This is a genomic window from Camelimonas sp. FR25 (assembly GCF_059740505.1).
Window position 1 is genome coordinate 60,211 of the sequence record NZ_JCAWFG010000107.1, and the last position, 22,704, is coordinate 82,914.

Sequence of the window (22,704 nt, forward strand, 5' to 3'; positions counted from 1 at the left end):
TCCCCGATGAACCGCCAGGGCATCGCCGCACCGCGCGGCGCCCTAGTCATATCTGATCGTTGAAACAACAGCTTACGCCGCCTGATCCATTAACAGAACCACTTTGATGCATTCACCCATGTGCTGGGCGACGATCGCCTCATTGATCTGGCTGAACGGATAGGTCCGGATCATGCGGTCGAAGGGCAGGTCGCCATTGCGATAATGTTGCAGCAGCTCAGGCAGGAACGCCTCCGGGTCGCTGTCGCCCTCGATAATGCCCTTGATGCTATGGCCAAAGGTCATCAGCGTATTGACGTCGCCAGGCAATTTCTGCTCCGGCGCCGCCACGCCGACGAGCCCCACCGTGCCCTTGGGGCCAAGCGATCCCATGATCGCTGCGTGCACCTGTGGCAGGCCAGTGGTGTCGAAGGCGTAATTGACGCCGTCAGGCACAATGGCGCGCACGGCGGCGGCGACATCCTCCGTCGTGGTGGGGTCGATCACATGGGTGGCGCCGAATTCCATCGCCAGCTTGCGTCGGGCCTCGACAGGCTCCACCAGGATCACCACGCCACATTTGCGGATTTTGGCGCCCATCACCGCCGCAAGACCGACTGGACCGCCGCCGGTGATCAACAGCGCGGAGCCTTCCTCGCAGGCTAGCGAGCGCATGACGCCGCCTGCGCCGGTCTGGATGCCGCAGCCCAGCGGCCCCATCAGCTCCAGCGGCAGATCGTCGGGGATCTTCACCAGATTGCGCTCATAGGTCAGCGCATGGGTGGCGAAGGACGACTGGCCAAAGAAATTGCTGCTGACCTCCTGGCCGTCGTCGGCGCGGAAAGCCTTGCTGCCATCGGTACGCATGCCGGCGTAGTTCAGCATCGGCATGGTCAGGCAGTAGGCGGCGTCGCCACAATTGCAGCGCACGCAGGCGCCACAGGAGCGGAAAGTGATCGCCACCCGGTCGCCTGGCGCAAATTTGCTGATGCCCGCGCCAACTTTCTCGACGATGCCCGAGCCTTCATGGCCGAACACGGCTGGCGAGGCGATCATGCCCGCCTCGCGGAACACGAGGTCGGTATGACACACGCCGACGCCGAGGATGCGCACCAGCACCTCGTCATCGCGCGGGTCATCGAGCTCAAGGGTGGTGATTTCAAAGGGTTGTCCGGCGCCGACGGCGACCGCAGCCTGAACTTTCATGGCCTGATCCTGCAAGCAGATGCGACCCGACGGCGCGTCCGCAGCATAAAGCGGGCGCGCGGCGACGGCGCAGCAAGATTGGAGGGCGCGGACGCACCGCGCCCCTTGCGGTTCGGAGCGTTACGCTGCAGCGCGTTCGGGCGCAGGCGCCGAGGGGTCACGCTCCCAGGCGATCGGCAGCGTCTTCAGGCCGACGACGAACACACCCTCGGAGATCCGCTGCTCGCCATTGCGACGCACGGCGCTGATGTGCGGCAGCAATTCTTCGAACAGAATGCGCATTTCCATACGCGCCAGATGCTGGCCGAGACAGACATGGCCGCCGGCGCCAAAGGAGATCTGCCGGTTCGGGCTACGATCGAGACGGAACTGGTAGGGGTTCTCAAACACCTCCTCGTCGCGATTGGCGGATTCGTAGCACAGCATGATCCAGTCGCCCTTGGCGATCTTGCGGCCACGCAACTCCGTGTCCTCCGAAGCCGAGCGCATGAAGGTCTTCACCGGCGCCGCCCAGCGGATGGCCTCGTCGATGAAAGCGCCGATCTTCGCGGGATCTTCCTTGAGCTGACGTAGCAGTTCCGGATCGTCAGCCAGCGCCGCCATGGCGGTGGCGGTGGTGGTCGAGGTGGTGTCATGGCCCGCGGTCGCCACGATGGTGTAATAGCCCGCTGCTTCCCGATCGGAGATCGGCTCACCGTCGACGATGGCGTTGGCGATCACCGTCGCCAGATCGTCCCGTGGCTCCTTGCGGCGCGCTTCGCTGATGGCGCCAAAGTAATTGGCGAAGTCATCGAGCACCATCTTCAGGATCATCGCCAGCTGTTCCGGCGACATCTCGCCCATAACGCGGGCCTGCTCCGGATCTCGTGCGCCGAACAGCTCCTGGGTGAGCTTGAGCATGCGCAGCTCATCTTCCTCAGGCACGCCGAGAATGCTCATGATGACATGCAGCGGATAGCCCAGCGCCACGTCCTTGACGAAATCGCACGAACCGTTCGAGGCGAGAAATTTCTCAACATTCTTGCGGGCGATGCCGCGAATGGCCGCTTCGAGCTTCTTGACGTTCTGCGGCATGAACCAGCCCTGGGTCAGGGCGCGATATTTGGGGTGGTCCGGCGCATCCATCTGCACCAGCGACCGCACCAGATGCGGCGAGCCGCCGGTGATCTCGCGCGCCCGCTTGTCGCCACGCTGGTCGGTCAGCGTCGTCTGGCGCTCGCCGCTCAGGAACAGCTTGTTGTTGCGCGAGATCGCCGACAGGTCCTCGAATTTCGTCACCACCCAGAACGGGTCGTAACCTTCAACAGTGGCGCGCCCCAGCGGATTATTGGCGCGCAGCCAGCGGTGCGCCTCCGTGGTTTCGCCGTTGGAATAGCTGCGCGGCGTCACCAGCGCGACAGCGATGTGCTCCGGAATGTCGATGGGCGTGTCATTGCTCGCGACCGCCGCCGTCTGCTGCGTCATGGGTTTCCCTCCGCTCGCGCCCGGATGTTCCGGGTTTTTTCGATGTAGTCATGCATCATGTGCTGCCGGCTTTTACCGTTTTACAGCCTGCAGGAGCTTATGCGGTACACGTGTCTCGCGCTACATCTTCGCTATTCAATTTTTCAATATTCCTATTCACAAAAAGTCGAATGCCGTCGATGGGCTTTGCAGGGCCACAATCACCCGGGCGCGCGCAACTTCGCGGCTGGCGCCCAAATGGCGCGAGCCCTCAAGAATTGGCGGTTCCTCTCCGGCCCGAGGCAAACATCGCCTCTTACCAGGATGCGAAGATGCTGACGCATCCGCATCCTGAAATGCTCAGGCGCCGCACGGGCTTAACCAGAACCCGATGAGTCATACCCAGCGGGTTCTAGTATCAGCGCGGACGTCATCTGCTGGCCAGGACGCTATCGACAGGCCAGTCTGCCGGCCTGCACCTTGAACCGGCGCGCGCCGACCATGCCGTCGGGCATGGCGACGCCGACCAGGCGGATGTCCAGCTGGCAGCCGCCGCCATTGGCCTGGTAATGGTCTGGGCCGAGATAGGCCAGGCCCTCAAGCGGGCGCCGCACGTCAAACGCCTCCTGCACCTCCGGGCTATCGAGAATGGCGCGCATTTCGGCCAGACGCTGGTAATTGGGCGCCAGCGCCGCGACGGCCGGCGACAGACTTGCAGCGAACCACAAGGCGGCGATGGCGCCCAGGCTGGTGAGAGGGCCCAGGCTTCCGCACCCGGTCAATCGGTTCAGTTCCCTCAATATCCACGCCCTTCGCTGCCCAGGCGCAGGCGACGCGCCGGCTCGACGTGCGTCATGATCCTTGATCGCCAGGTTCACGCCGCATTCGTGCATCATCACACCCTTTCGCCGCCGTCACCGCCACCATGCGCCTGCTGGCCGAGGGCGGGCGGCGACGATGATGACGGCGCGGCCATTCGACAGCGCGCCGGGTCGCGAGTCAAATCAGAATTGTTAATGATTCTCATGGTCTTGTTGTCGCTACAGCAGCATGGCTGCGCCGATCGGCGCCTGTGGCGCGCATGAGCCGGATGAATGCGCCCGGTCGCTGTCATGGCGATAGTCAGCCCAGCGGCGCACATTGTTCCCGACAGCGCGCGACCGCAGAAAAACGTCGGCGCCGCTGGTTCCGCCGTCTAGTCTGATATTGAATCAGCTGCGGCGGCATTGGGACCGCGGCTGTGCGGTGCGGGATGCCAGCGAGGCTACAGGCCAGGGCGGGTGATCGCGTCAGCCGACTGGCGGCGCACTGGTTGCAGGTGGTCAACGGGACGGACAGCATGGACATGCGCGCAACAGGACTGGTGGGGAGAAATGACCGGCTGATCCGGCGTCCGGCGGCGCGCGCGGAACGCCTGCCGGTGCTGATCATCCTGCATCAGGAGGGCTCGACGCCGGGCCGCGTCGGTCGCCTGCTCGCCGAGCGCGGACATCCGCTGGACATCCGCCGGCCGCGCTTCGGCGACCCGCTGCCGGAAACCCTGGCCCTGCATGCCGGCGTGGTGATTTTTGGCGGCCCGATGAGCGCCAATGACCCGGATGACTGGCTGAAAACCGAGACCGATTTCATCGGCGTCGCGCTTAAGGAGAACAAGCCGCTCCTCGGGCTGTGCCTCGGCGCACAGATGCTGGCGCGACATCTCGGCGGCAAGGTATCGACCCATCAGGGCGGCCTGATGGAGATCGGCTATTATCCGATCCGCCCGACCAGTGAGGGACACGCCTTCGCTGACGACCTGGGGGCGCCGTGGCCGACCCATGTCTACCACTGGCACCGCGAAGGCTTTGACGCGCCGCGCGGCGCTGTTGCGCTGGCCGAGGGCGATGATTTTCCGGTGCAGGCGATCCGGGTCGGCGACAGCGCCTTCGGTTTCCAGTTCCATCCGGAAGTCACCCACGCCATGGTCTACCGCTGGACCACGCTGGCGGCGGCGCGTCTGAACGCGCCAGGGGCCCAGCCGGCCCACCTGCATCACCGCGGCCGCTTCATGTATGACCCGGCGGTGCGGTTGTGGCTGGGCATGTTCCTCGACCACTGGCTGGAGAGCGGCGCGCCGGCCGGCCTCGCGGCGGACAGCGGCCATGCGACCCATCCCGCCGCGGCCACGCCTTTGGCGCCGCCGCGCCACGGCGATCAGGCCTTGGAGGAAACCGTCGGCGCAGCGCATGTCGCCCCGCCAGCGACGCCACGGCCGCTGCGTCGCAGCGGCTGATCGGGTGTCGTCGACGCATGGCGAAGAAGCGGCGTCAGCGTCCTGCTTACGGGCGCCTTGCCACACGTCGCCCGGCTGCCTGGGCGTGGCCCGCGCCGCGAGCCATGCGCTGGAGCCTTGCGCCATGCGCTGGGGGCCTGGCTGGGGCGCAAGAGCGCGGCCTGTCAGGCGGCGCGCGTTGCCGGTGAAGCGGAAGCCATGTAACGTTGCTCCCAATCAAGCGATTGTTCGGGAGAAACAGGCATGGGGCGCGTCAAAGCCGTAAGGATCGGCGGAGCAGGTGGGTTCCTTGGCGATTCCTCCGTCGCCGCGCCACAGCTGATCGCTGGCGGACAGCTTGATTATCTGATCCTCGACTATCTGGCCGAGGCCACCATGTCGGTGCTGGGCCGCGTGCGCCGCAAGGCGCCGGCCGAGGGTTACGCCCGCGATTTCACCGACTGGGTCTGGAAAGACAATCTGGCGGCCATCCGCGAGCACAAGGTGAAAATCGTCACCAACGCTGGCGGCGTCAATCCGCACGCCTGCCGCGCCCGCATGGAGAAGATTGCGGCTGAGGCCGGCTTCTCCTTCCGCATCGCGGTGATCGAGGGCGACGATCTGCTGGGTCGCGTCGGCGAGTTCGCTGGCCAGAGCGAGATGTTCAAGGGCGACGCCTTCCCGCAGGCCGACAGTATTCTCAGCGCCAACGCTTATCTCGGCGGCTTCCCGATCGCCCGGGCGCTGGCCGAAGGCGCCGATGTGGTCATCACTGGCCGCGTGGTGGATTCCAGCCTGACGCTCGGGCCGCTGATCCATGAATTTGGCTGGAAGGACACGGATTACGACCAACTGGCCGCAGGTTCGCTTGCGGGTCACGTCATTGAGTGCGGCGCCCAGGCCACGGGCGGCCTGTTCACCGACTGGGAAGACGTGCCGGACTGGGCCCACATCGGCTATCCGGTGATCGAATGCCACGCCGACGGCAGCTTCATCGTCACCAAGCCGCCGGGCACAGGCGGCCTCGTCACCCCCGCCGTGGTCGCCGAGCAGATTTTGTACGAGGTTGGCGATCCGCAGGCCTACGCGCTGCCAGATGTGGTGTGCGATTTCTCGGGTGTGACTGTGACCTCGGTCGGCGACAATCGCGTGCTGGTCGACAACACCAGGGGCTATGCGCCCTCCGGCAGCTACAAGGTGTCGGTGACCTATACCGACGGCTGGCGCTGCATCGCGCCGATGCCGGTAGTGGGGCGCGATGCGGCCCGCAAGGCGCAGCGCCAGGCTGAGGCGGTGCTGATCCGGCTCGACGAACTGCTGCGCCAGCGCAACCTTGGCCCATTCCGCGCCACGCGCGTCGAAATCCTTGGCGCCGAAGCCAGCTATGGCGCCCAGGCCCGCGATCTGCGCCCGCGCGAAGTGGTCAGCCGCATCGGCGTTGAACACGATGATCGGCGCGCCATGGATCTGTTCCTGCGCGAATTCGATGCGCCGACCACGTCGATGTCTGTCGGCACCACCGGCTGGTTCGGCGGTCGTCCGGCGATCTCGCCAGTGGCGCGGGTCTATTCCTTCCTGCTGCCGCGCAGCGAGCTGACGCCGGTGGTCTCCATCGGCGACAGGAATATCGTCGTGCAGGAAGGCCCGTCGCCGGCGCCGTTCGACCCGGCGGCATTGGCGCGCCCTGAGGTCGCCGTCGCCGATCTGCCGGCCAATGACGATCTGGTGGAAGTTCCGCTGGTCGACATCGCCTGGGCGCGCTCGGGCGACAAGGGCGACGCCTTCAATATTGGCGTCATCGCCCGCCATCCGGCGCTGCTGCCTGTGATCCGCAACGCCCTGACCAAAGAGGCGCTGCTCACTTTCTTCGCTCACGAGCTCGAAGGCGGCGCCAATCCAGAGGTGCGCGCCTATGAGCTGCCGGGCATGAACGCCCTGAACTTCCACCTGCTCGATGCGCTCGGCGGCGGCCAGTTCGCCAGCCTGCGCATGGACCCGCTGGCCAAGGGCAAGGCGCAGCAATTGCTCGACATGCAGGTGAAGGTTCCGGCCAGCCTGCTGGCGCTGGTCAGGCCGCAGACCACAGGCGCCGCCGCGGGCTAACCGGGCAAAAGACATCGCGCAGGCGGCCCGGCGGACGTCAGTCCGGACAGAGGCCGCGCCGCAACCAGGGGGAAGGCATGAGCGATCAGGCGGCCACGACGCGCAAGAGCGCGGGCGAATGGATGGAAGACATGCGCCAACGCGGCATGTTCCGTGTCGGCATTCCAGCGCCCTGGGGCGACGGCGGCGGCTATGCCGACATCGCTGAGGCCTCGCGTCAGCTCACGCTTGAGTCCGGCGATCCGACCATCGGCATCGGCTACGCCGTGCGCCAGATCGCCTGCCGCTCGTTCATCGGCGAGCGCGGCTCCGAGGCGCAGAAGCAGCGCTGGCTGCCGTTGCTCACCTCGGGCGAGATCATCGCCCTGTCGCTGGCGGTGTCTGAGCCCGACGCCGGGGCCCGACCGAAGCTGCTCAAGACCCGCGCCGAGAAAACCGCGAGCGGCTGGCGGTTGAATGGCCGCAAGGCCTGGGTGACCAATGCCCCGGTGGCCGGGCTGATCATCGTCATCGCCATCGTCGAGGAGATCGACGGTCGCAAGCGCTTCGGCGCCTTTCTGACGCCGCGCGATGCGCCTGGCCTTGATATCCAGGCTGGTGAGGACGCGGGCAAGCACGGCAAGCATTGCCCGGTGGCGCTCAATGATGTGGCGCTTCCCGATGAGGCGCTGTTGCCGGTCGATGGCGATGCATTCGTCGCGCTTGCCTTGCCGTTTCGGACATTGGAAGATTCTGTCGGCCTGAGCGCTCAGTCCGCTGCCTTTGACCTGCTGCTGACGCGTGTGGCCGCTGCGGCGCCTGCCGAGGCCAATGGCGATATTGGCGCGCTGGCGGGCTTTGCTGCGCTGATGCGGCAGGGAGCGGAGACGGCGGCGCGGGCGCTGGATCGCGGGCCAGGTCGCGACCAGCACGACATCGCCACCATCGTCGGCGTCAAGAATGTGCTGTCGCTGGCGCTCGAGCGGCTTGAGGCGCTGCCAGGCGACGGCGCCAGCCAGCCGGAGGCGCAGCGCCTGCTCAAGTGGTTCGCGCTATGGGCCACCGTGGCGAGGCACGCCCGCGCCGCTTATCAGGAGCGGCTGGCGACAGGCGTTCGCGCCGGCCACTGAGCTGGCGCACTGAAGGCGCCGCGCCGCAGCAGGCGGGCGCCGCAATGATATTCACGCCGCCTGGTCACGTCCGGCGGCCCAATCATCAACGGCGCCATGGCGCAGTTGGCAAGCGACGACCGGCAGCGCGCTGATCCGGATAAAGAGGCCCGAACAGTTTCATGACCACCGCCATTCACCAGACTGCGCAAGGCGCAGAGGGTCCGCGCGCCGCCAATGACGGCGCGCGTTCGCCGGCCGACAGCGTCGCCGACATCCACCGCCTGCTCGGCCAGCAGGGCTATATTTCCTCTGACGCCATCGCCACGGCGCTGTTTATCTCGCAGAATCTCGGCAAGCCGATGCTGGTCGAAGGCCCGCCCGGCGTCGGCAAGACCGAGCTGGCCAAAGCCGTCAGCGCCATCACCGGCAAGCCGCTGATCCGCCTGCAGTGCTATGAGGGGCTGGATGAGGCCAAGGCGCTGTATGAGTGGAAATACTCCAAGCAGCTGCTCTACACCCAGGTGCTGAAGGACAAGCTGGCTGACGTGCTGTCGGGCGCCGAAGGCCTGAAGGCGTCGGTGGCGCGCCTGCACGAGTTCGACGACACGTTCTTCTCGGAAGAATTCCTCGAGCCGCGCCCGCTGCTCAAGGCGCTGTGGCAGCCGGAAGGCGCCGTGCTGCTGATCGACGAGATCGATAAGTCCGACGAGGAGTTCGAGGCGTTCCTGCTGGAGATGCTGTCGGACTACCAGATCTCGATCCCGGAGCTGGGCGTCATCACGGCGCGCGTCAAGCCGATCGTGTTCCTGACCTCCAACAACACCCGCGATTTGTCGGACGCGCTGAAGCGCCGTTGCCTGCACCTGCATATCCCGTTCCCGGACCAGGCGCTGGAGCGGGCGATTATCCGTTCGCGGGTGCCAGAGGCCGAAGAGAGGCTACAGACGCAGCTGGTCAGCTTCGTGCAGTCGCTGCGCGAGCTGGATCTCAAGAAGGTCCCGGCGATCAGCGAAACCATCGACTGGGCCCGTACGCTGGTGCTGCTGCACGCCCGGGAGCTGGATCGCAAGCTGGTCGAGGACACGCTCAACGTGCTGCTGAAGTTCCAGGATGACATCGAGCGCGTCGGCGAGAAGCTCAACGACCTCGTCGGCAAGGCCAAATCCAGCCTGCGCTAACCGTCGCCACTTGCGGGCGTCCAGCGTCATCCAGCCGACGGCGGCCCCGCCGCCGTCGCCACAACATATCTGCGCCGCGCGCGCCAGGGAAACACAACGCCATGACCCAGGTTCTCGGCGAGTTCATCAAGGCGCTGCGCGAGGCGGACGTGCGCATATCGCCGTCCGAGGTCATCGACGCCGAGTCAGTGCTGGGTCTGGTTGGCTATGACGACCGCCTGCTGCTGGCCCATGGCCTGAGCCAGGCGCTGGCCAAATCCGATGGCGACAAGGCGGCGTTCTGGGAGGTTTTCGACAAATTCTTCGCCTTCGCGCCGTTCACCCCGCCTGAGCAGGCGGAGCGTGACCAGCAGCAGGGCGACGACAGCGACGATGACGGCGCCGAGGACAACGCCGACGGTAATGAGGATGACGCCGCCATCACCGGCATGGCCTCCGCTGGCGGCTCTGGCCAGGGCTCGGGCAAGGCGACCGGCAAGGGCGAAGGCAAAGGCAAGGGAAAGGGCGGCGAGACGCCCGACGGTCAGGGCGGTGACGCCGCGCCGGTGGCGACGCCGCAGGGCGAGAGCCTGCCGCTGGCCGAGGAGCTGGCGCAATTGCTGGAGAGCGGCGACAGCGCGCGGCTGGCGTTGCGGCTCGCCGAGGCCTCGCAACAGGCGGGCCTGTCCGACATCAAATTCTTCACCCAGCGCGGCATGTATCAGTGGCGCATCCTGCAATTGATGGGCAGCGAGGAGCTTGGCCGCTGGATCGACCAGGCGGAGGGCGGCTCCAACGCCGCCGCCGCTGCCCGCGCCACACGGCTGCGTGGTCTGCGCTCGGGCCTGCATGAGCAGGTGCGGGATTATGTGGAAACCCAGCTGCAGCTGTTCGCCGGCAATGAAGGCCGCCGGCTGCGCGAGGACATGCTGGCCAGCCAGCGTATCGGCATGATCGACCGCTCCGACATGCAGATCATGCAGACGCTGGTGCGCAAGATGGCCAAGCGACTGGTGTCGCTGCACTCGCGCCGCAAGACCAGGGCGCGGCGCGGCACGCTCGACGCCCGGCGCACCATCCGCTCCAACATCCAGTTCGAGGGCGTGCCGTTCCACACCATCTGGAAGCGCACTAAAGTCGACCGGCCCAAGGTGATGCTGGTCTGCGACGTCTCGGGCTCGGTGGCCCAGGTGTCGCGCTTCCTTCTGCTGTTCCTGCATTCGCTGCACGAGGTGCTGCCGGAGGTGCGCTCCTTCGCATTCTCCAGCAATCTCGGCGAAGTGACGGAGCTGTTCGAGAACTATCCGCCCGACGTGGCCATGGGCAGGACCATGCAGCGCTTCGGCGGCTCCACCGACTACGGCCACGCGCTGCGCGACTTTGAGCAGCTGGCCATGGACGACGTGGACCGCCGCACCACGGTGATCATCCTCGGCGACGCCCGCAACAATAACGGCGATCCGCAGGCGGAGATCCTCAAGCGTATCCAGCAGCGGGCCAAGCGCGTCCTGTTCCTCAATCCCGAGCACCGCAGCCGCTGGGGCACTGGCGACAGCGTCATGCCGACCTACGCCGCATACTGCAACCGCACCATCAGTTGCGGCTCGCTCAAGGAGCTGGAGCGGGTGGTGACCGACCTGCTGCGCACGGCGGTGTGACGACGGTGTGACCGCGCTGGCCCGCGCCTGGCGCGGCGCTTGTTCCCCGCCAGGTTCCGGTTTAAACCGGCGGCTGGAATCTGTTGTTGGTGAGAGGCCTTATGCGCGCAATTCTCGACGTCCTGATGGTCGTTCTTGAGATTTACACCTGGCTCATTATCGCGTCGGCGATCCTGAGCTGGCTGGTCGCCTTCAACGTCATCAATGTGCGCAATGATTTTGTGCGCAGCATCTGGCAGTTTCTGGAGCGGGTCACCGAACCTGCCCTGCGACCGATCCGGAACATCCTGCCCAATCTGGGCGGGGTCGACGTGTCGCCGGTGATCCTGCTGCTGATCATCTTCTTCGTGCAGCGCGTGATCACGCTCTACCTCTACCCCGCAGTGATCTGATCGGCGATGACGCAAGCGCCGGTCGAGCGCCCCTGGCGCATCGAGCAGGGCGAGCTGCGCCTGTTCGTCCGCCTGACGCCGCGCGGCGGGCGCGACGGCCTTGACGGCGTCGCCATCCGCGATGATGGCCGGCCGGTGCTGAAGGCCCGGGTGCGGGCGGCGCCTGAGGATGGCCAGGCCAACGCCGCTCTGGTGAAGCTGCTCGCCAAAACCCTCGGCGTCTCCGCCTCGCAGGTCAGGGTGACGGCCGGGCACACCGCGCGGGTCAAGGCGTTGAGCATCAGCGGTGATGCAGCAGAGCTTGAGCTGATGGCGGCGACGCTGGCGCGGCATACGGGCGGCTGATCGGCGCAAACGCGCTGGTTTGACTGGACAATGGCGTCCAGACCGGTCAGGACAATCGCGACAGGCGTAACGCCTGACCACGTTCCAGATCAATGCGAGGCCGGCGGGGCGTCAAGACCTGTCCGGTCTTTGTCCGTTTGTTTCGAGCCCGCGCGAGACGCCCGACTGTTGCGGAGCGATCGCGGCCCTGGAGAATGCCCATGAGCGCGACCATCATTGACGGCAAGAGCTTCGCGGAAGGCCTGCGCGGCCGCATCGCCGGCGTTGTTGAGAAGATGAAGGCCGACGGCGTGCATCCGGGCCTCGCCGTGGTGCTGGTCGGCAATGATCCGGCCAGCGAGGTCTATGTCGGCTCCAAGGCGCGCCAGACTGTGGAAGTCGGCATGCGCTCGTTCGAGCATCGCCTGCCCGCCGACGTCGCGCAGAAGGACCTTGAGGCGCTGGTCGCCCAGCTCAACGCCGATCCTGCCGTCGACGGCATCCTGGTGCAGCTGCCGCTGCCCGCTGGCCTTGACGCCGAGCCGGTGATCGCCGCCATCCATCCGGACAAGGATGTCGATGGCCTCACCCACGCCAATGCCGGCCGGCTGGCCAATGGCGCCGTTGGCCTCGTGCCCTGCACGCCGCTGGGGTCGATGATGCTGATCAGATCGGTGCTCCCGGACCTGTCGGGCAAAAACGCCGTGGTGGTGGGCCGCTCCAATCTGGTCGGCAAGCCGATCGCCCAGCTGCTGCTGGCCGCCAACGCCACGGTCACCATCGCCCATTCGCGCACCAAAAATCTGGCCGAGGTCTGCCGTAGCGCCGATGTGCTGGTCGCCGCCGTTGGCCGCCCCGAAATGATCAAGGCCGACTTTATCAAGCCAGGCGCCGTGGTGATCGACGTCGGCATCAACCGCATCCCGGCGCCCGAGAAGGGCGAGGGCAAGACCCGCCTCGTCGGCGACGTCGCTTTCCACGAGGCCAAGGCTGTTGCTGGCGCGATCACCCCCGTGCCAGGCGGCGTCGGCCCGATGACCATCGCCTGCCTGCTGGCCAACACGCTGACGGCGGCGAGCTTGCGTCGCGGCCTTACCCCGCCCACATTCTGAGGCGACAAGGCGCGCTAAACTGCTGTGCATGCAGCGGCGATCACCCACAGAGCGCCGCAGCCAAATACTGGCGACACGTCGCGACCATGGCGGCGCGCCGCCATTGTTCAATCGTTTTCCGGGGCGGGGGCTGCAGCCAGTCCGCCACCCTGACCAGTGTTCCGGACCGCCATGACCGTGTTGCTCGACATCAATTCTCCCGCCCGCCGCGAGGCCGCCGCACCGGTGGCGGCGGCTGCGTCGGCGACCCAGCTGGCCGCGCCCGCGCGCCGCTCGCTGGCCGGATTGTCGCGCGCCGGTCTCAGGCAGGCCATGGCCGATATTGGCGTGCCGGAGAAAGAACAGCGCATGCGCGCGGCGCAATTGTTCAACTGGATCTATGTGCGCGGCGTCACCAGCTTCGACGAGATGACCACCATCTCCAAGGCGCTGCGGGCGACGCTGGCCGAGCACTACAGCATCGAGCGCCCCGAGGTGATCTCGGAGCAGATTTCGGTCGACGGCACCCGTAAATGGCTGATGCGCATGCCGTCGACCGGGCCGCACGACAAGGGCGCCGAGATTGAGTGCGTCTATATTCCGGAAGCGGATCGCGGCACGCTTTGCGTGTCGAGCCAGGTTGGCTGCACGCTGACCTGCACCTTCTGCCACACCGGCACCCAGCGCCTGGTCCGCAACCTGACAGACGCCGAGATTGTCGGCCAGGTCATGGTGGCGCGCGACCGGCTCGGCGACTGGAATGCACCTGGGCCCAACAAGGCCTCCAAAGCCGTCCAGCATGAGGACGATGATGCTGCGCCAGCGGGCCGTCTCGTCACCAACATCGTGCTGATGGGCATGGGCGAGCCGCTGTATAATTTCGACAATGTCAAAACCGCAGTCGACACCATCAGCGATGGCGACGGCATTGGCCTTGGCAAACGGCGCATCACGTTGTCGACGGCAGGCGTCGCGCCGATGCTCGCGAAGGCAGGCGCCGAGATCGGCACGATGCTGGCGATTTCGCTGCACGCCACCAGCAATGACATCCGCGATGGCCTCGTGCCGCTGAACAAAAAATACAAGATTGACGAGGTGCTGGAGGCCTGCCGCAACTATCCAGGCCTGTCGAACGCCAGGCGCATCACCTTCGAATATGTGATGCTGAAGGGCGTCAACGACAGCCCGGCCCACGCGCGGGAGCTGGTGCGGCTGCTCAAGGGCATCCCGGCCAAGATTAATCTGATCCCGTTCAATCCCTGGCCGGGCACGAAATATGAGTGCTCCGACTGGGACACTATTGAGGCGTTCTCGGAGATCGTTTTCCGGGCCGGCTACGCCAGCCCGGTGCGCACGCCACGCGGTCGCGACATTTTCGCCGCCTGTGGGCAGCTGAAGAGCGAAACCGAGAAGCTGCGGGCGCGCGCCCGGCTAATGCTGGAAGAGGGCGGCGCGCCGGACGCGCAGGCCTGAGCAGCTGGGGCGTCGCAGAGCCATACGCGCAACTTGCGCGCCACGGGCGACACACTGACCCCGGCGTGCGCCGGGCAGCAAGCGAGGAGCCAGCATGGGCGTGATCGGTCGGGCGTTTCTCATCCTCTTCGCTTTGTGTTGCGCCTTCGCCGTCGGCGCGCTGACCCTTGGCTTCGCCGCCATTGTTGAGCCTGGCTTCGGCGCCATGGTTGGTTTCGCCGCCCGCTCATTCATTGATTACGCGTTCAATTACGCCTTCGCCTATGACGATCCGCGCGCCGCCTTCGACATGCTGGCGCGGATCTGGACCATCATGGCTCTGGTGCTCGCAGGTCCAGTGACGCTCATCGGCCTGATCGGCGAGATCACCCGCGTGCGTTCTTTCGTCTGGTATTCTGGCGCGACCGGCGCGGTCACCGCCTGTCTGCCGTGGCTGGCGCGGTCGGGCTATGGCTCAGGCGCGTTTTCGGGCAATTGGGGCGAGGGGCGGGTGACGCTGGCGCTGTTTCTGTGCGGCGCCATGGCCGGTCTGGCCTATTGGCTGGTGGCGGGCCGCAGCGCTGGCGAGGGACGGGGCGAGGCGTCAGGGCCCGCGGCTCCCCTTGCCGGGACGGCGCCAGGCGGCGCCGATGCGCCGCGCCCCTGAGCCACAGCGCGCCGTCAGAAGCCGCGGCTCTGGGTCGCCAGGATTTTAAGGGCGAACAGACCAAAAATTCCCGCGAAGCAATAATCGATGGCGCGCAGCAGCCGCGGCCTGCGGCGGACGCCGCTGACAATCGAGCCGGCGGCCGCCACCAGCGCCACCGACATGGGCGTGGTCAGCGCCACGAACCACACGCCGAGAAACGCCAGCTTGCCCATGGCGTGCGGGTCCTCGGCGCTGACGAATTGCGGCAGGAAGGTCACGAAGAACAGCACGATCTTCGGATTGGTCAGATTGATGCCCAGCCCGGTGAGATAGGACTGCATGATGCCGGACGTCTTGCCCTGGACCGTTTCATCCAGCTTCAGCACCGAGCCGTGGCGGATGGCGCCGATCGCCAGCCACAGCAAATAAGCTGCGCCCACCACTTTCAACACAGTAAACGCCGTCGCCGAGGCAGCGAGCAGGGCCGATACGCCCAAAGCCGCCAGCAGGGTGTGGGTGAGGCAGCCCGTCTCGGCCCCCGCCACCGCCGCCCAGGCCGAGCGCCGCCCTTCCGTAATGGTTTTGGCCAGAAACAGGCTCATGTCGGGCCCCGGCGTCACAAACAGCACCACGCAGGCGATGGAAAACGACACGAGCACCGCAAGGTCGGGGATGAAATGCATTGGCGTGGCGCCCTGATTGTGTAGCCGCCATGGCTGCGGCGACGTCGCGTGTGGAACTGTTTGCCTGTATTATCGGTTGAATGGCCGCGCGTCAGCCCGCCAAAGCGGCGCCGCCAGGGGGGCTCTGGCACGGGCGGCGTCTGGAGGCGAAGGGACGAAGGCCATGTTGCATCTGCTGGGCGCGCCGGCGCGCAGCGCCTGCGTCAGCGGTCAGGCAAGGCGGCCCATTATCGCGAAAAGTGCGCGACACTTTTCCTGAGAACACCATCGAGATCCGGCGCCGAAAGGGCGCGCCGGATCAAGCGTAGTCACGGGGTCCCGCCCAGGCGAGGAACCCGCAATCCGGAGGCGTCTGTGGCTCTGTTTTCCCGTATTCGTATGGCGCTCGCCGCCCTTGTTGTCGCCGTGCCGCTGGCTGGCTGCGGCCAGATCAACGCGGTGCCGACGCTTGAGCAGCAGGCCAAGGCAAAATGGTCCGAGGTGCAGAACCAGTATCAGCGCCGCGCGGATCTGATCCCCAATCTGGTCGAGACGGTGAAGGGCTACGCCGGCCACGAGCAGAGCACCCTGACCCAGGTGATCGAGGCGCGGGCCAAGGCGACCCAGGTCAAGGTCGACGCCAACACCATCACCGATCCGGAGAAGTTCAAGCAATACACCCAGGCCCAGTCGGAGCTGAGCGGCGCGCTCAGCCGTCTGCTGGTCAGCGTCGAGCGTTACCCTGACCTCAAGGCCAACCAGAATTTCCTCGCGCTACAGTCGCAGCTGGAAGGCACCGAGAATCGCATATCGGTGGCGCGACGCGACTATATCGAGGCGGTGCGCGCCTTTAACACCGAGATGACCACCATCCCCGGCGCCTGGGTGGCGAAAATCCTCTATCCGTCGGCCAAGCCCATGGAGACCTTCGCCGCGGTGGACGGCGCGCAAACCGCCCCAAGCGTCAAGTTCTGAGGCTGCGGCCATCGGGCGTGCATGCGCCCGCAGCATGATCCGGCTCGTTCCGGTCGGGTCATGCCACCGCCAGGCGCTGAGGAGAGCGCCGACGGGACGCACGGCATGGCCCGGTTTTCACGGATGATGGCGGCGCGCCGCGCGGCCATCCTCTCACCCTGCAAGGCCCGGCGGACCAGCTCCCCTGCTGATGGCGCCACGGTGCGGCGCAGGCGCAGTCCATGGCTGCGCCTCCATCCGCCGTCTGGGGCGCCAGCATGCCGTCGCTGCGCAGCCACTGATCAAACAGGACTGAGGCCTATGCCACGGCAAATCTTTAACGGGCCGATGCAATCGAAGATCAGGCGTCGCGCAGCTTTTGGTCGTGCGCTGGCGTGGGCTCTGGCCGCGTTGCTGGCCTTGTCGCCGGTGGTCGTGGCGCCGGGCGCCCATGCGCAGAATGCTTCTGTCCTGGACGAGATCAGCCGCGATCTATTCCCGAAGGCGCCGGCGAGCCCGACCTCCGCGCCAGCGCAAAACCAGCCGCCAAAACAGGCGCCTCCATCCAGCCAAATTCCAGCTCCTGCGCCGCCACCCGAGGTAAAGCGGCCGCCAGCCGATGATCCGGCTGGCGAGAACCCGCTGGCGCCACGTTTTCCGCCATTGACCGGCAGGGTGGTCGACGCCGCCCACATTCTCGATGAGGCCGCGCTGGCGCGCATCACCCGCAAGCTCGCCGATTATGAGGCCAAGACCAGCGACCAGGTGGTGGTCGCCACGGTTCCTTCGCTCGATGGGTTGAGCATCGAGGATTACGCCAACCAGTTGTTCCGACGTTGGGGACTTGGCACGAAGGAAAAGAACAACGGCGCCCTGCTGCTCGTCGCGCCGCGCGAGCGCAAGGTGCGCATCGAGGTGGGCTATGGCGTGGAAGGCGGGCTCACCGACGCCATCTCCAGCGTGATCATCAATGGCGCCATCATTCCGAAATTCCGCCAGGGCGATTTCGCTGGCGGGGTTGAGGACGGCGCCGCCGCCATGTTGGACGTGCTCAATGGCGACGCCGAAACCTGGAGCCGCAAGGCGGAGCAGCAACGCCAGGGCGACAAGGCACCGTCACTGCTCGCCGTGCTGTTCTACATTGTGCTGCTGCTGATCTTCATCCGCATCATGTCGCGCATGGCGCGTGGCGGCGGCGGTCGCAACGGCATGCACCGCAGCCGTACGGGCCGCTGGGGCCCCGTCGTCATTCCGCCCATGGGCGGAGGGTGGGGCGGTGGCTTCGGTGGCGGCGGCGGCTTCGGCGGAGGCTTTGGCGGCGGCGGTGGTTCATCTGGCGGCGGCGGCGCCTCGGGCAGCTGGTGAGCCAGGTGCGATTTGTTCAGGCGCGCCGCCAGACGCAGGCGCGCGCCATGGCCATGAGAGAGAGCGACAGATGCTGAGTGAAGCGGAGCGGAGCGCGGTGGCGGCGGCGATCGCCGATGCGGAGCAGCGGACAACAGGCGAGATCGTTTGCATCATCGCGCGCGAGGCCAGCGCCTACAGGAGCTGGGCGCTGTTCCTCGCCTCCGCCGCTGGCTTCGCCACGCCAGGCCTTTTGCTGGCGCTCACCGCGTGGAGCGCTGGACTTGTCTGGGCCGTGCAACTGCTGGTGGCGCTCGGCGTCGGCCTGTTGCTGTGGCCAAGGCGCCTGCGCCTCGCGCTGACGCCGGGCTTTCTCAAACGCGAACGGGCGCGGGACGCGGCGCACCGGCAGTTCATTGCTCGCGGCCTGCAGGCGACGTCGGGCCGCACCGGCGTGCTGATCTATATCGCGGCGAGCGAGCGTTATGTCGAAGTCATCGCCGATGACGGCGTCGCGGCTCTGGCAGGCGAAGCCGAGTGGCGCGCCGCCGTCGAGCAACTCGTCGTCGCCCTCCGCACGGGGGCTCCCGGCGCCGGCCTCATACAGGTGGTTGAGCGCCTCGGCGCGCTGCTGGCGCAACACTATCCGGCGGCGCCGGAAGCGCCGCTCAATCAACTGCCTGATCATGTCATCCTGATGTGAGCGCCGTCTACCTCGCAGGTGGTACAGTCTCATGCCTTTGTCATACGCCAATAAGTTACAAGAATAGTACGAGTAAGCTCATTGCGTTTGGCCGGATGACGTCGCATCTTCTGCAGAATACGCGCAGCTCACTGCAATCCGGATGCTGACCAATGGCTAATAATTCTGGGCTGATACCTGTGGTTATGTGCGGCGGCGCAGGCTCAAGACTTTGGCCTGTCTCCCGCGATTCCATGCCAAAGCAGTTCATTTCACTGTTTGGTCTTGAATCGACCTTTCAGCGCGCCATGCGACTGCTGCAGGATTCGGATGTGTTCTTGCGGCCGATCGTCATTACCAACGCGGACTACCGTTTCACTGTCGCCGAACAATTGCAGGAGGCTGGGGTCGAAGCCGACATCGTGCTGGAGCCACAGCGTCGCGACTCGGCGGCTGCGGTGGCGGCTGCGGTGGCGCTGACCCTGGCGCGTGACCCCGAGGCGGTCGCCGGCGTGTTCGCCGCTGACCATGTGGTTCAGGATGGCGCGCGCTTTGTTAGCGCCTGCGCCGCCGCCGCGCGCGTCGCTCGCCCGGGGCGGATCGTCACCATTGGCGTCCCGCCGTCTGGTCCGGCCACCGGCTATGGCTATATCCGGCCAGGCGCGGAGCTGGACGATGGCGCCCGCCACGTGGCGGCTTTCGTCGAGAAGCCAGATGGCGCCCGGGCGGCGCAATATCTGCTCGACGGCTATTTGTGGAATTCCGGCAATTTCATTTTCAAATCCAGCGCCATGCGAGAAGAGCTCGACGCCTTCGCGCCGGATATCATGGCGCCAGTGGCCGAGGCGGTCGCCGCGGCGACCCAGGATCTGAATTTCCTGCGCCTTGATCCTGCGGCCTTCGCCCGGGCGCGCGCCACCTCGATCGATTATGCGGTGATGGAGAAGACCAGCCGCGCCGCGGTGGTCGTCGGCGACTTTGGCTGGTCCGATGTCGGCGGCTGGTCGGCGGTGTGGGAGCTGTCGCAGAAGGACGAGCACGGGAACGCGATTGAGGGGCGCGGTTATGTGCTCGACGGCGCCGACAATCTGATCCGCTCGGAGGAGGGTGTGGTGGCCGTCGTGGGACTGGACAATGTGGCGGTGATTTCAACCCGCGACGCCACCCTTGTGGTGCCGCGCGATCGCGCCGACAAGGTCAAGGACATGGTCGGCCTCATCGCCCGTCAGGGCAACGCCGAAGCCGGGCAGCATCGCGAAATCCATCGGCCCTGGGGCAAATATCTGTCGATCGACACCGGTGACCGCTACCAGGTTAAACGCATCACCGTGAAGCCAGGTGGGGTGCTGTCGCTGCAAAAGCACTTCCACCGCGCCGAGCACTGGATTGTGGTGCGCGGTACGGCCGAGGTCACCCGCAATGACGAGATCATCGTCGTGCATGAGAATGAGTCGGTCTATCTGCCGATTGGCGCCATCCACCGCATGTCCAATCCGGGCAAAATTCCGCTGGAGCTGATCGAGGTGCAGGTCGGCTCCTATCTTGGCGAAGACGACATCGTGCGCTTTGAGGACGTCTACCAGCGCGCCTGACGCAGGCCGTTTCCTCACGCGACTGTCCAGCGCGCCTCGTCTGCCTGGCGAGCGCATCGGCTGGCTTCGCCTCTGCTGCAGGCGGCGGCAACGCCGCTGAATTGGCGCCCATTCTGCTCCCCTGGAGGTTGGCATGTCCTCACAGCAGGGCTCACTGAAATTTGGCACCTCTGGCCTGCGTGGCCTTGTCAGCGAATTGCTGGGCGAACCGGCGATCGCCTACACGCGCGCATTCTGCGAGATGCTGCGGCAGGATGGCTTTGCCGGCGAGGTTCTGATCGCCGGCGATCTGCGCGCGTCAACGCCAGCCATCGCCTTGCTGTGCGCTGGCGCAGTCAGCGAGGCGGGCTTGCTGCCGGTGGATTGCGGCGCCGTCCCCACTCCGGCGCTGGCGCTGGCGGCGACGCAGCGCGGCGCGGCGGCGATCATGGTGACAGGCAGCCATATCCCTGACGAACGCAATGGCCTGAAATTTTACCGCGCCAGCGGTGAAATCGACAAACAGGACGAGGCGCGCATTGTCGCCCTGCATGGCGCAGCCCACGCCAGGTACGCTGACCACGTCCGTCGGCAAGCCGCAGGCGATTTGCGCCAGGCAGAGCGGTTGCCCCTCGCCAGCCTGGACGTCACGCCCAATTATCTCGGTCGCTACATCAATTATTTCGGCCGCGAGGCGTTGGCCGGCCTGCGTGTCGGCGTCTACCAGCATTCGTCAGTCGGCCGCGATCTGCTTGTTCAGCTGCTGGCGGCGTTGGGCGCCGAACCGGTGGCTCTGGGCCGCGCCGCTGGCTTCGTTCCAGTCGACACCGAGGCGCTCCGCCCCGAAGATGTGGCGCTGGCCCGCGCCTGGGCAGCCGAAACACCGCTCGACGCCATTGTCTCCACCGATGGCGACGCCGACCGCCCGCTGGTCAGCGATGAGTATGGCGTGTTTCTGCGCGGCGATCTGGTCGGCGCCATGACCGCCCAGGCGCTCGGCGCCGATGCTGTTGTGACGCCTGTGACGTCCAATTCGGCGCTCGAGCGGTGCGGCGGCTTCACCCAGGTCATACGCACCCAGGTTGGCAGTCCTTACGTCATCGCCGGCATGCAGCAGGCGAGGCGGGCAGGCGCCCGCACGGTCGTGGGGTTTGAGGCCAATGGCGGCGTTCTGCTGGGTTCGGACATCCAGCATGATGGCCGGCTTCTGGCTGCCTTGCCAACGCGTGACGCTGTGGCCCCCATCCTGTGTTGCCTCGCGCAGATCACCCGCCATCGCCAGCCGCTGTCACAGCTGGCCGCGCGCATGGGATTTTTGTGCGCGCTGTCTGACCGGCTGGAGAACACGCCGCAGGAGCGGACGGCGGATTTTCTGGCGCGGCTCGACGCCGATGATCCGGCGTTTCGCGACCACGCCTTCGCCGCACGCGGCGGCGTCACCGCAAGGGATCGCCAGGACGGCTTGCGTCTTGGCCTGGCGGATGGCGCCACGGTGCACTTCCGCGCCTCCGGCAATGCGCCGGAACTGCGCGTCTATGTGGAGGCCATGCACGAGGACGATGCGGTGGCGCTGCTGCAGGAAGGGCTGGATCTGGCGCGCGCCCAGACGGTCGACCGCACGTCCGCCCCGACCGCACTGTCCGGTTAACTGCGGATTTTGGCGCGGCGAGATACAGGCTCCAACGCCGAAAGCTTGCGATAAGCTGTAGGTCGGACTACACGCTTGGCCTCATACCAAAGTCGTAAGGCCAATCTGCATGAAACCTCCGGCGTGGCGTAAGGACCGCACTGCCTACCCGTTCTTCAGCCCGATCCAGACCCGCTACCGGGATGAGCTGGCGCATATCAACAACGTCGCCATCGTCGAATATTATGACGAAGCGCGCTGGCGGTTTGCACGGGAGATTTTCAGGCGTGCCGGCGTGCCGGCCAATGGCCGCATCGTCGCCGCCGAGAGCCGGCAATCCTATCTGGCCGAAGTTTATCATATGCAGGGCATCGAGATCGGCACCGGCATTCTGCGTATCGGCAACTCTTCCTATGACATTGGCCAGGCGCTGTTTGTGGGCGACGCCTGCAAGGGCATTTGCACCACGACCATCGTCTATCTGGAATCAGACCAGGCGACGCCGCTCAGCGCCAGCCTGCGGGCGGCGCTCACCGACATGGAGATGCGCCAGCCCGAGTTCGCCTGATTGCACGAGGCGACGGCCGTCCAACGGCGTCGCCTCGTCAGCTGCGACCGGGCGCCAGGCCCAAGGATAACGCGACCGTCAGCGCGGCACACTGAAGGGCCGCGACATGGGCCAACGGCCGCGCGGCAGGCGCGCCACGCGACGCAAAAGCCGACCTGAGCGGGCGGTGACACGTCATGACATCTATTGGGAGATCCTTGGTGGAGCTGAGGGGAATCGAACCCCTGACCTCTGCAGTGCGATTGCAGCGCTCTCCCATCTGAGCTACAGCCCCCGACCAGGATGGCGTTGTTTAAGGCCAGTTCGCGCGGGCTGTCAATCGCGTCTTGCAGGTAGCGCACATCTGGCGCAAAGGCGCCGCTGACGGCTGGATGGCAGGTCCGGGCAAGGGCCGACGAACGGCCGACGAACGGCTGGCGCATCACCAGACAGACGCCCCATTGTCGCTCGTTGGGACGCCCATGGCCAGAGCTTGCAGCGGGCCGGGTCGGCTGCCTCCG

20 protein-coding genes and 1 tRNA gene are annotated in these 22,704 nt (G+C 66.2%); 16 read left to right on the forward strand and 5 right to left on the reverse strand.

Annotation, left to right across the window (positions count from 1 at the left end):
• Window positions 1-72 precede the first annotated feature (72 nt).
• From AC6A67_RS16460 to AC6A67_RS16470, 3 genes are all read right to left on the reverse strand, one after another.
• Window positions 73-1,185, reverse strand: a complete 1,113-nt coding sequence (locus tag AC6A67_RS16460; RefSeq protein ID WP_498037645.1) for an NAD(P)-dependent alcohol dehydrogenase — start codon at window positions 1,183-1,185, stop codon at window positions 73-75.
• A gap of 120 nt (window positions 1,186-1,305) precedes the next feature.
• Window positions 1,306-2,649, reverse strand: a complete 1,344-nt coding sequence (locus AC6A67_RS16465) for a cytochrome P450 (RefSeq protein WP_498037646.1) — start codon at window positions 2,647-2,649, stop codon at window positions 1,306-1,308.
• 428 nt (window positions 2,650-3,077) lie between these two features.
• Window positions 3,078-3,410 (reverse strand): hypothetical protein, encoded by a 333-nt coding sequence (locus tag AC6A67_RS16470; RefSeq protein ID WP_498037647.1) that lies wholly within the window; start codon window positions 3,408-3,410, stop codon window positions 3,078-3,080.
• 563 nt (window positions 3,411-3,973) lie between these two features.
• On the opposite strand from AC6A67_RS16470, the gene AC6A67_RS16475 reads away from it, so the two are divergent.
• The 10 genes from AC6A67_RS16475 to AC6A67_RS16520 all read left to right on the forward strand — a co-directional run bounded on the left by AC6A67_RS16475 (window position 3,974) and on the right by AC6A67_RS16520 (window position 14,814).
• Window positions 3,974-4,900, forward strand: coding sequence for a glutamine amidotransferase (locus AC6A67_RS16475; protein WP_498037648.1), 927 nt, complete (start codon window positions 3,974-3,976; stop codon window positions 4,898-4,900).
• A gap of 243 nt (window positions 4,901-5,143) precedes the next feature.
• Window positions 5,144-6,982 carry an acyclic terpene utilization AtuA family protein gene (locus tag AC6A67_RS16480; RefSeq protein ID WP_498037649.1) on the forward strand — a complete coding sequence of 613 codons (1,839 nt, stop codon included), beginning with the start codon at window positions 5,144-5,146 and terminating at the stop codon, window positions 6,980-6,982.
• 77 nt (window positions 6,983-7,059) lie between these two features.
• Window positions 7,060-8,091: an acyl-CoA dehydrogenase family protein gene (locus tag AC6A67_RS16485; protein WP_498037650.1), complete on the forward strand. Its 1,032-nt coding sequence runs from the start codon at window positions 7,060-7,062 to the stop codon at window positions 8,089-8,091.
• Window positions 8,092-8,252: 161 nt separating this feature from the next.
• Window positions 8,253-9,251, forward strand: coding sequence for an AAA family ATPase (locus AC6A67_RS16490; protein WP_498037651.1), 999 nt, complete (start codon window positions 8,253-8,255; stop codon window positions 9,249-9,251).
• A 101-nt stretch (window positions 9,252-9,352) separates the two neighbouring features.
• Window positions 9,353-10,888, forward strand: a complete 1,536-nt coding sequence (locus AC6A67_RS16495) for a VWA domain-containing protein (protein WP_498037652.1) — start codon at window positions 9,353-9,355, stop codon at window positions 10,886-10,888.
• Window positions 10,889-10,989: 101 nt separating this feature from the next.
• Window positions 10,990-11,280 (forward strand): YggT family protein, encoded by a 291-nt coding sequence (locus tag AC6A67_RS16500; protein ID WP_498037653.1) that lies wholly within the window; start codon window positions 10,990-10,992, stop codon window positions 11,278-11,280.
• A gap of 6 nt (window positions 11,281-11,286) precedes the next feature.
• Entirely contained in the window at window positions 11,287-11,625 is a 339-nt protein-coding gene (locus tag AC6A67_RS16505) for a DUF167 family protein (RefSeq protein ID WP_498037654.1), read from the forward strand.
• Window positions 11,626-11,825: 200 nt separating this feature from the next.
• A complete protein-coding gene (gene folD / locus AC6A67_RS16510) occupies window positions 11,826-12,716 on the forward strand; it encodes a bifunctional methylenetetrahydrofolate dehydrogenase/methenyltetrahydrofolate cyclohydrolase FolD (RefSeq protein WP_498037655.1) in 891 nt (296 codons plus the stop codon).
• 171 nt (window positions 12,717-12,887) lie between these two features.
• A complete protein-coding gene (gene rlmN / locus AC6A67_RS16515; protein ID WP_498037656.1) occupies window positions 12,888-14,168 on the forward strand; it encodes a dual-specificity RNA methyltransferase RlmN in 1,281 nt (426 codons plus the stop codon).
• Between the two features lie 94 nt (window positions 14,169-14,262).
• Window positions 14,263-14,814 carry a hypothetical protein gene (locus AC6A67_RS16520; RefSeq protein WP_498037657.1) on the forward strand — a complete coding sequence of 184 codons (552 nt, stop codon included), beginning with the start codon at window positions 14,263-14,265 and terminating at the stop codon, window positions 14,812-14,814.
• Between the two features lie 14 nt (window positions 14,815-14,828).
• Here the strand turns inward: AC6A67_RS16520 and AC6A67_RS16525 are convergent, their stop codons facing one another.
• A complete protein-coding gene (locus AC6A67_RS16525) occupies window positions 14,829-15,479 on the reverse strand; it encodes a LysE family translocator (protein WP_498037658.1) in 651 nt (216 codons plus the stop codon).
• 378 nt (window positions 15,480-15,857) lie between these two features.
• Between AC6A67_RS16525 and AC6A67_RS16530 the strand changes: the two genes are divergently transcribed.
• The 6 genes from AC6A67_RS16530 (at window position 15,858) to AC6A67_RS16555 (ending at window position 22,204) form a co-directional block, all read left to right on the forward strand.
• The gene (locus AC6A67_RS16530) at window positions 15,858-16,433 is read left to right on the forward strand and encodes a LemA family protein (protein WP_498037679.1); all 576 of its coding nucleotides are present in this window, start codon (window positions 15,858-15,860) and stop codon (window positions 16,431-16,433) included.
• A gap of 327 nt (window positions 16,434-16,760) precedes the next feature.
• Window positions 16,761-17,777 carry a TPM domain-containing protein gene (locus AC6A67_RS16535; RefSeq protein ID WP_498037659.1) on the forward strand — a complete coding sequence of 339 codons (1,017 nt, stop codon included), beginning with the start codon at window positions 16,761-16,763 and terminating at the stop codon, window positions 17,775-17,777.
• 70 nt (window positions 17,778-17,847) lie between these two features.
• Window positions 17,848-18,459 carry a TPM domain-containing protein gene (locus tag AC6A67_RS16540; protein ID WP_498037660.1) on the forward strand — a complete coding sequence of 204 codons (612 nt, stop codon included), beginning with the start codon at window positions 17,848-17,850 and terminating at the stop codon, window positions 18,457-18,459.
• 152 nt (window positions 18,460-18,611) lie between these two features.
• On the forward strand, window positions 18,612-20,030 hold the full coding sequence (locus AC6A67_RS16545; protein ID WP_498037661.1) for a mannose-1-phosphate guanylyltransferase/mannose-6-phosphate isomerase: 1,419 nt from the start codon (window positions 18,612-18,614) through the stop codon (window positions 20,028-20,030).
• A 133-nt stretch (window positions 20,031-20,163) separates the two neighbouring features.
• On the forward strand, window positions 20,164-21,657 hold the full coding sequence (locus tag AC6A67_RS16550) for a phosphomannomutase (RefSeq protein WP_498037662.1): 1,494 nt from the start codon (window positions 20,164-20,166) through the stop codon (window positions 21,655-21,657).
• 109 nt (window positions 21,658-21,766) lie between these two features.
• Window positions 21,767-22,204, forward strand: coding sequence for an acyl-CoA thioesterase (locus AC6A67_RS16555; RefSeq protein ID WP_498037663.1), 438 nt, complete (start codon window positions 21,767-21,769; stop codon window positions 22,202-22,204).
• Window positions 22,205-22,402: 198 nt separating this feature from the next.
• On the opposite strand, the gene AC6A67_RS16560 is transcribed toward AC6A67_RS16555, so the two are convergent.
• A tRNA-Ala gene (locus tag AC6A67_RS16560) sits at window positions 22,403-22,478 on the reverse strand.
• Window positions 22,479-22,704 lie beyond the last annotated feature (226 nt).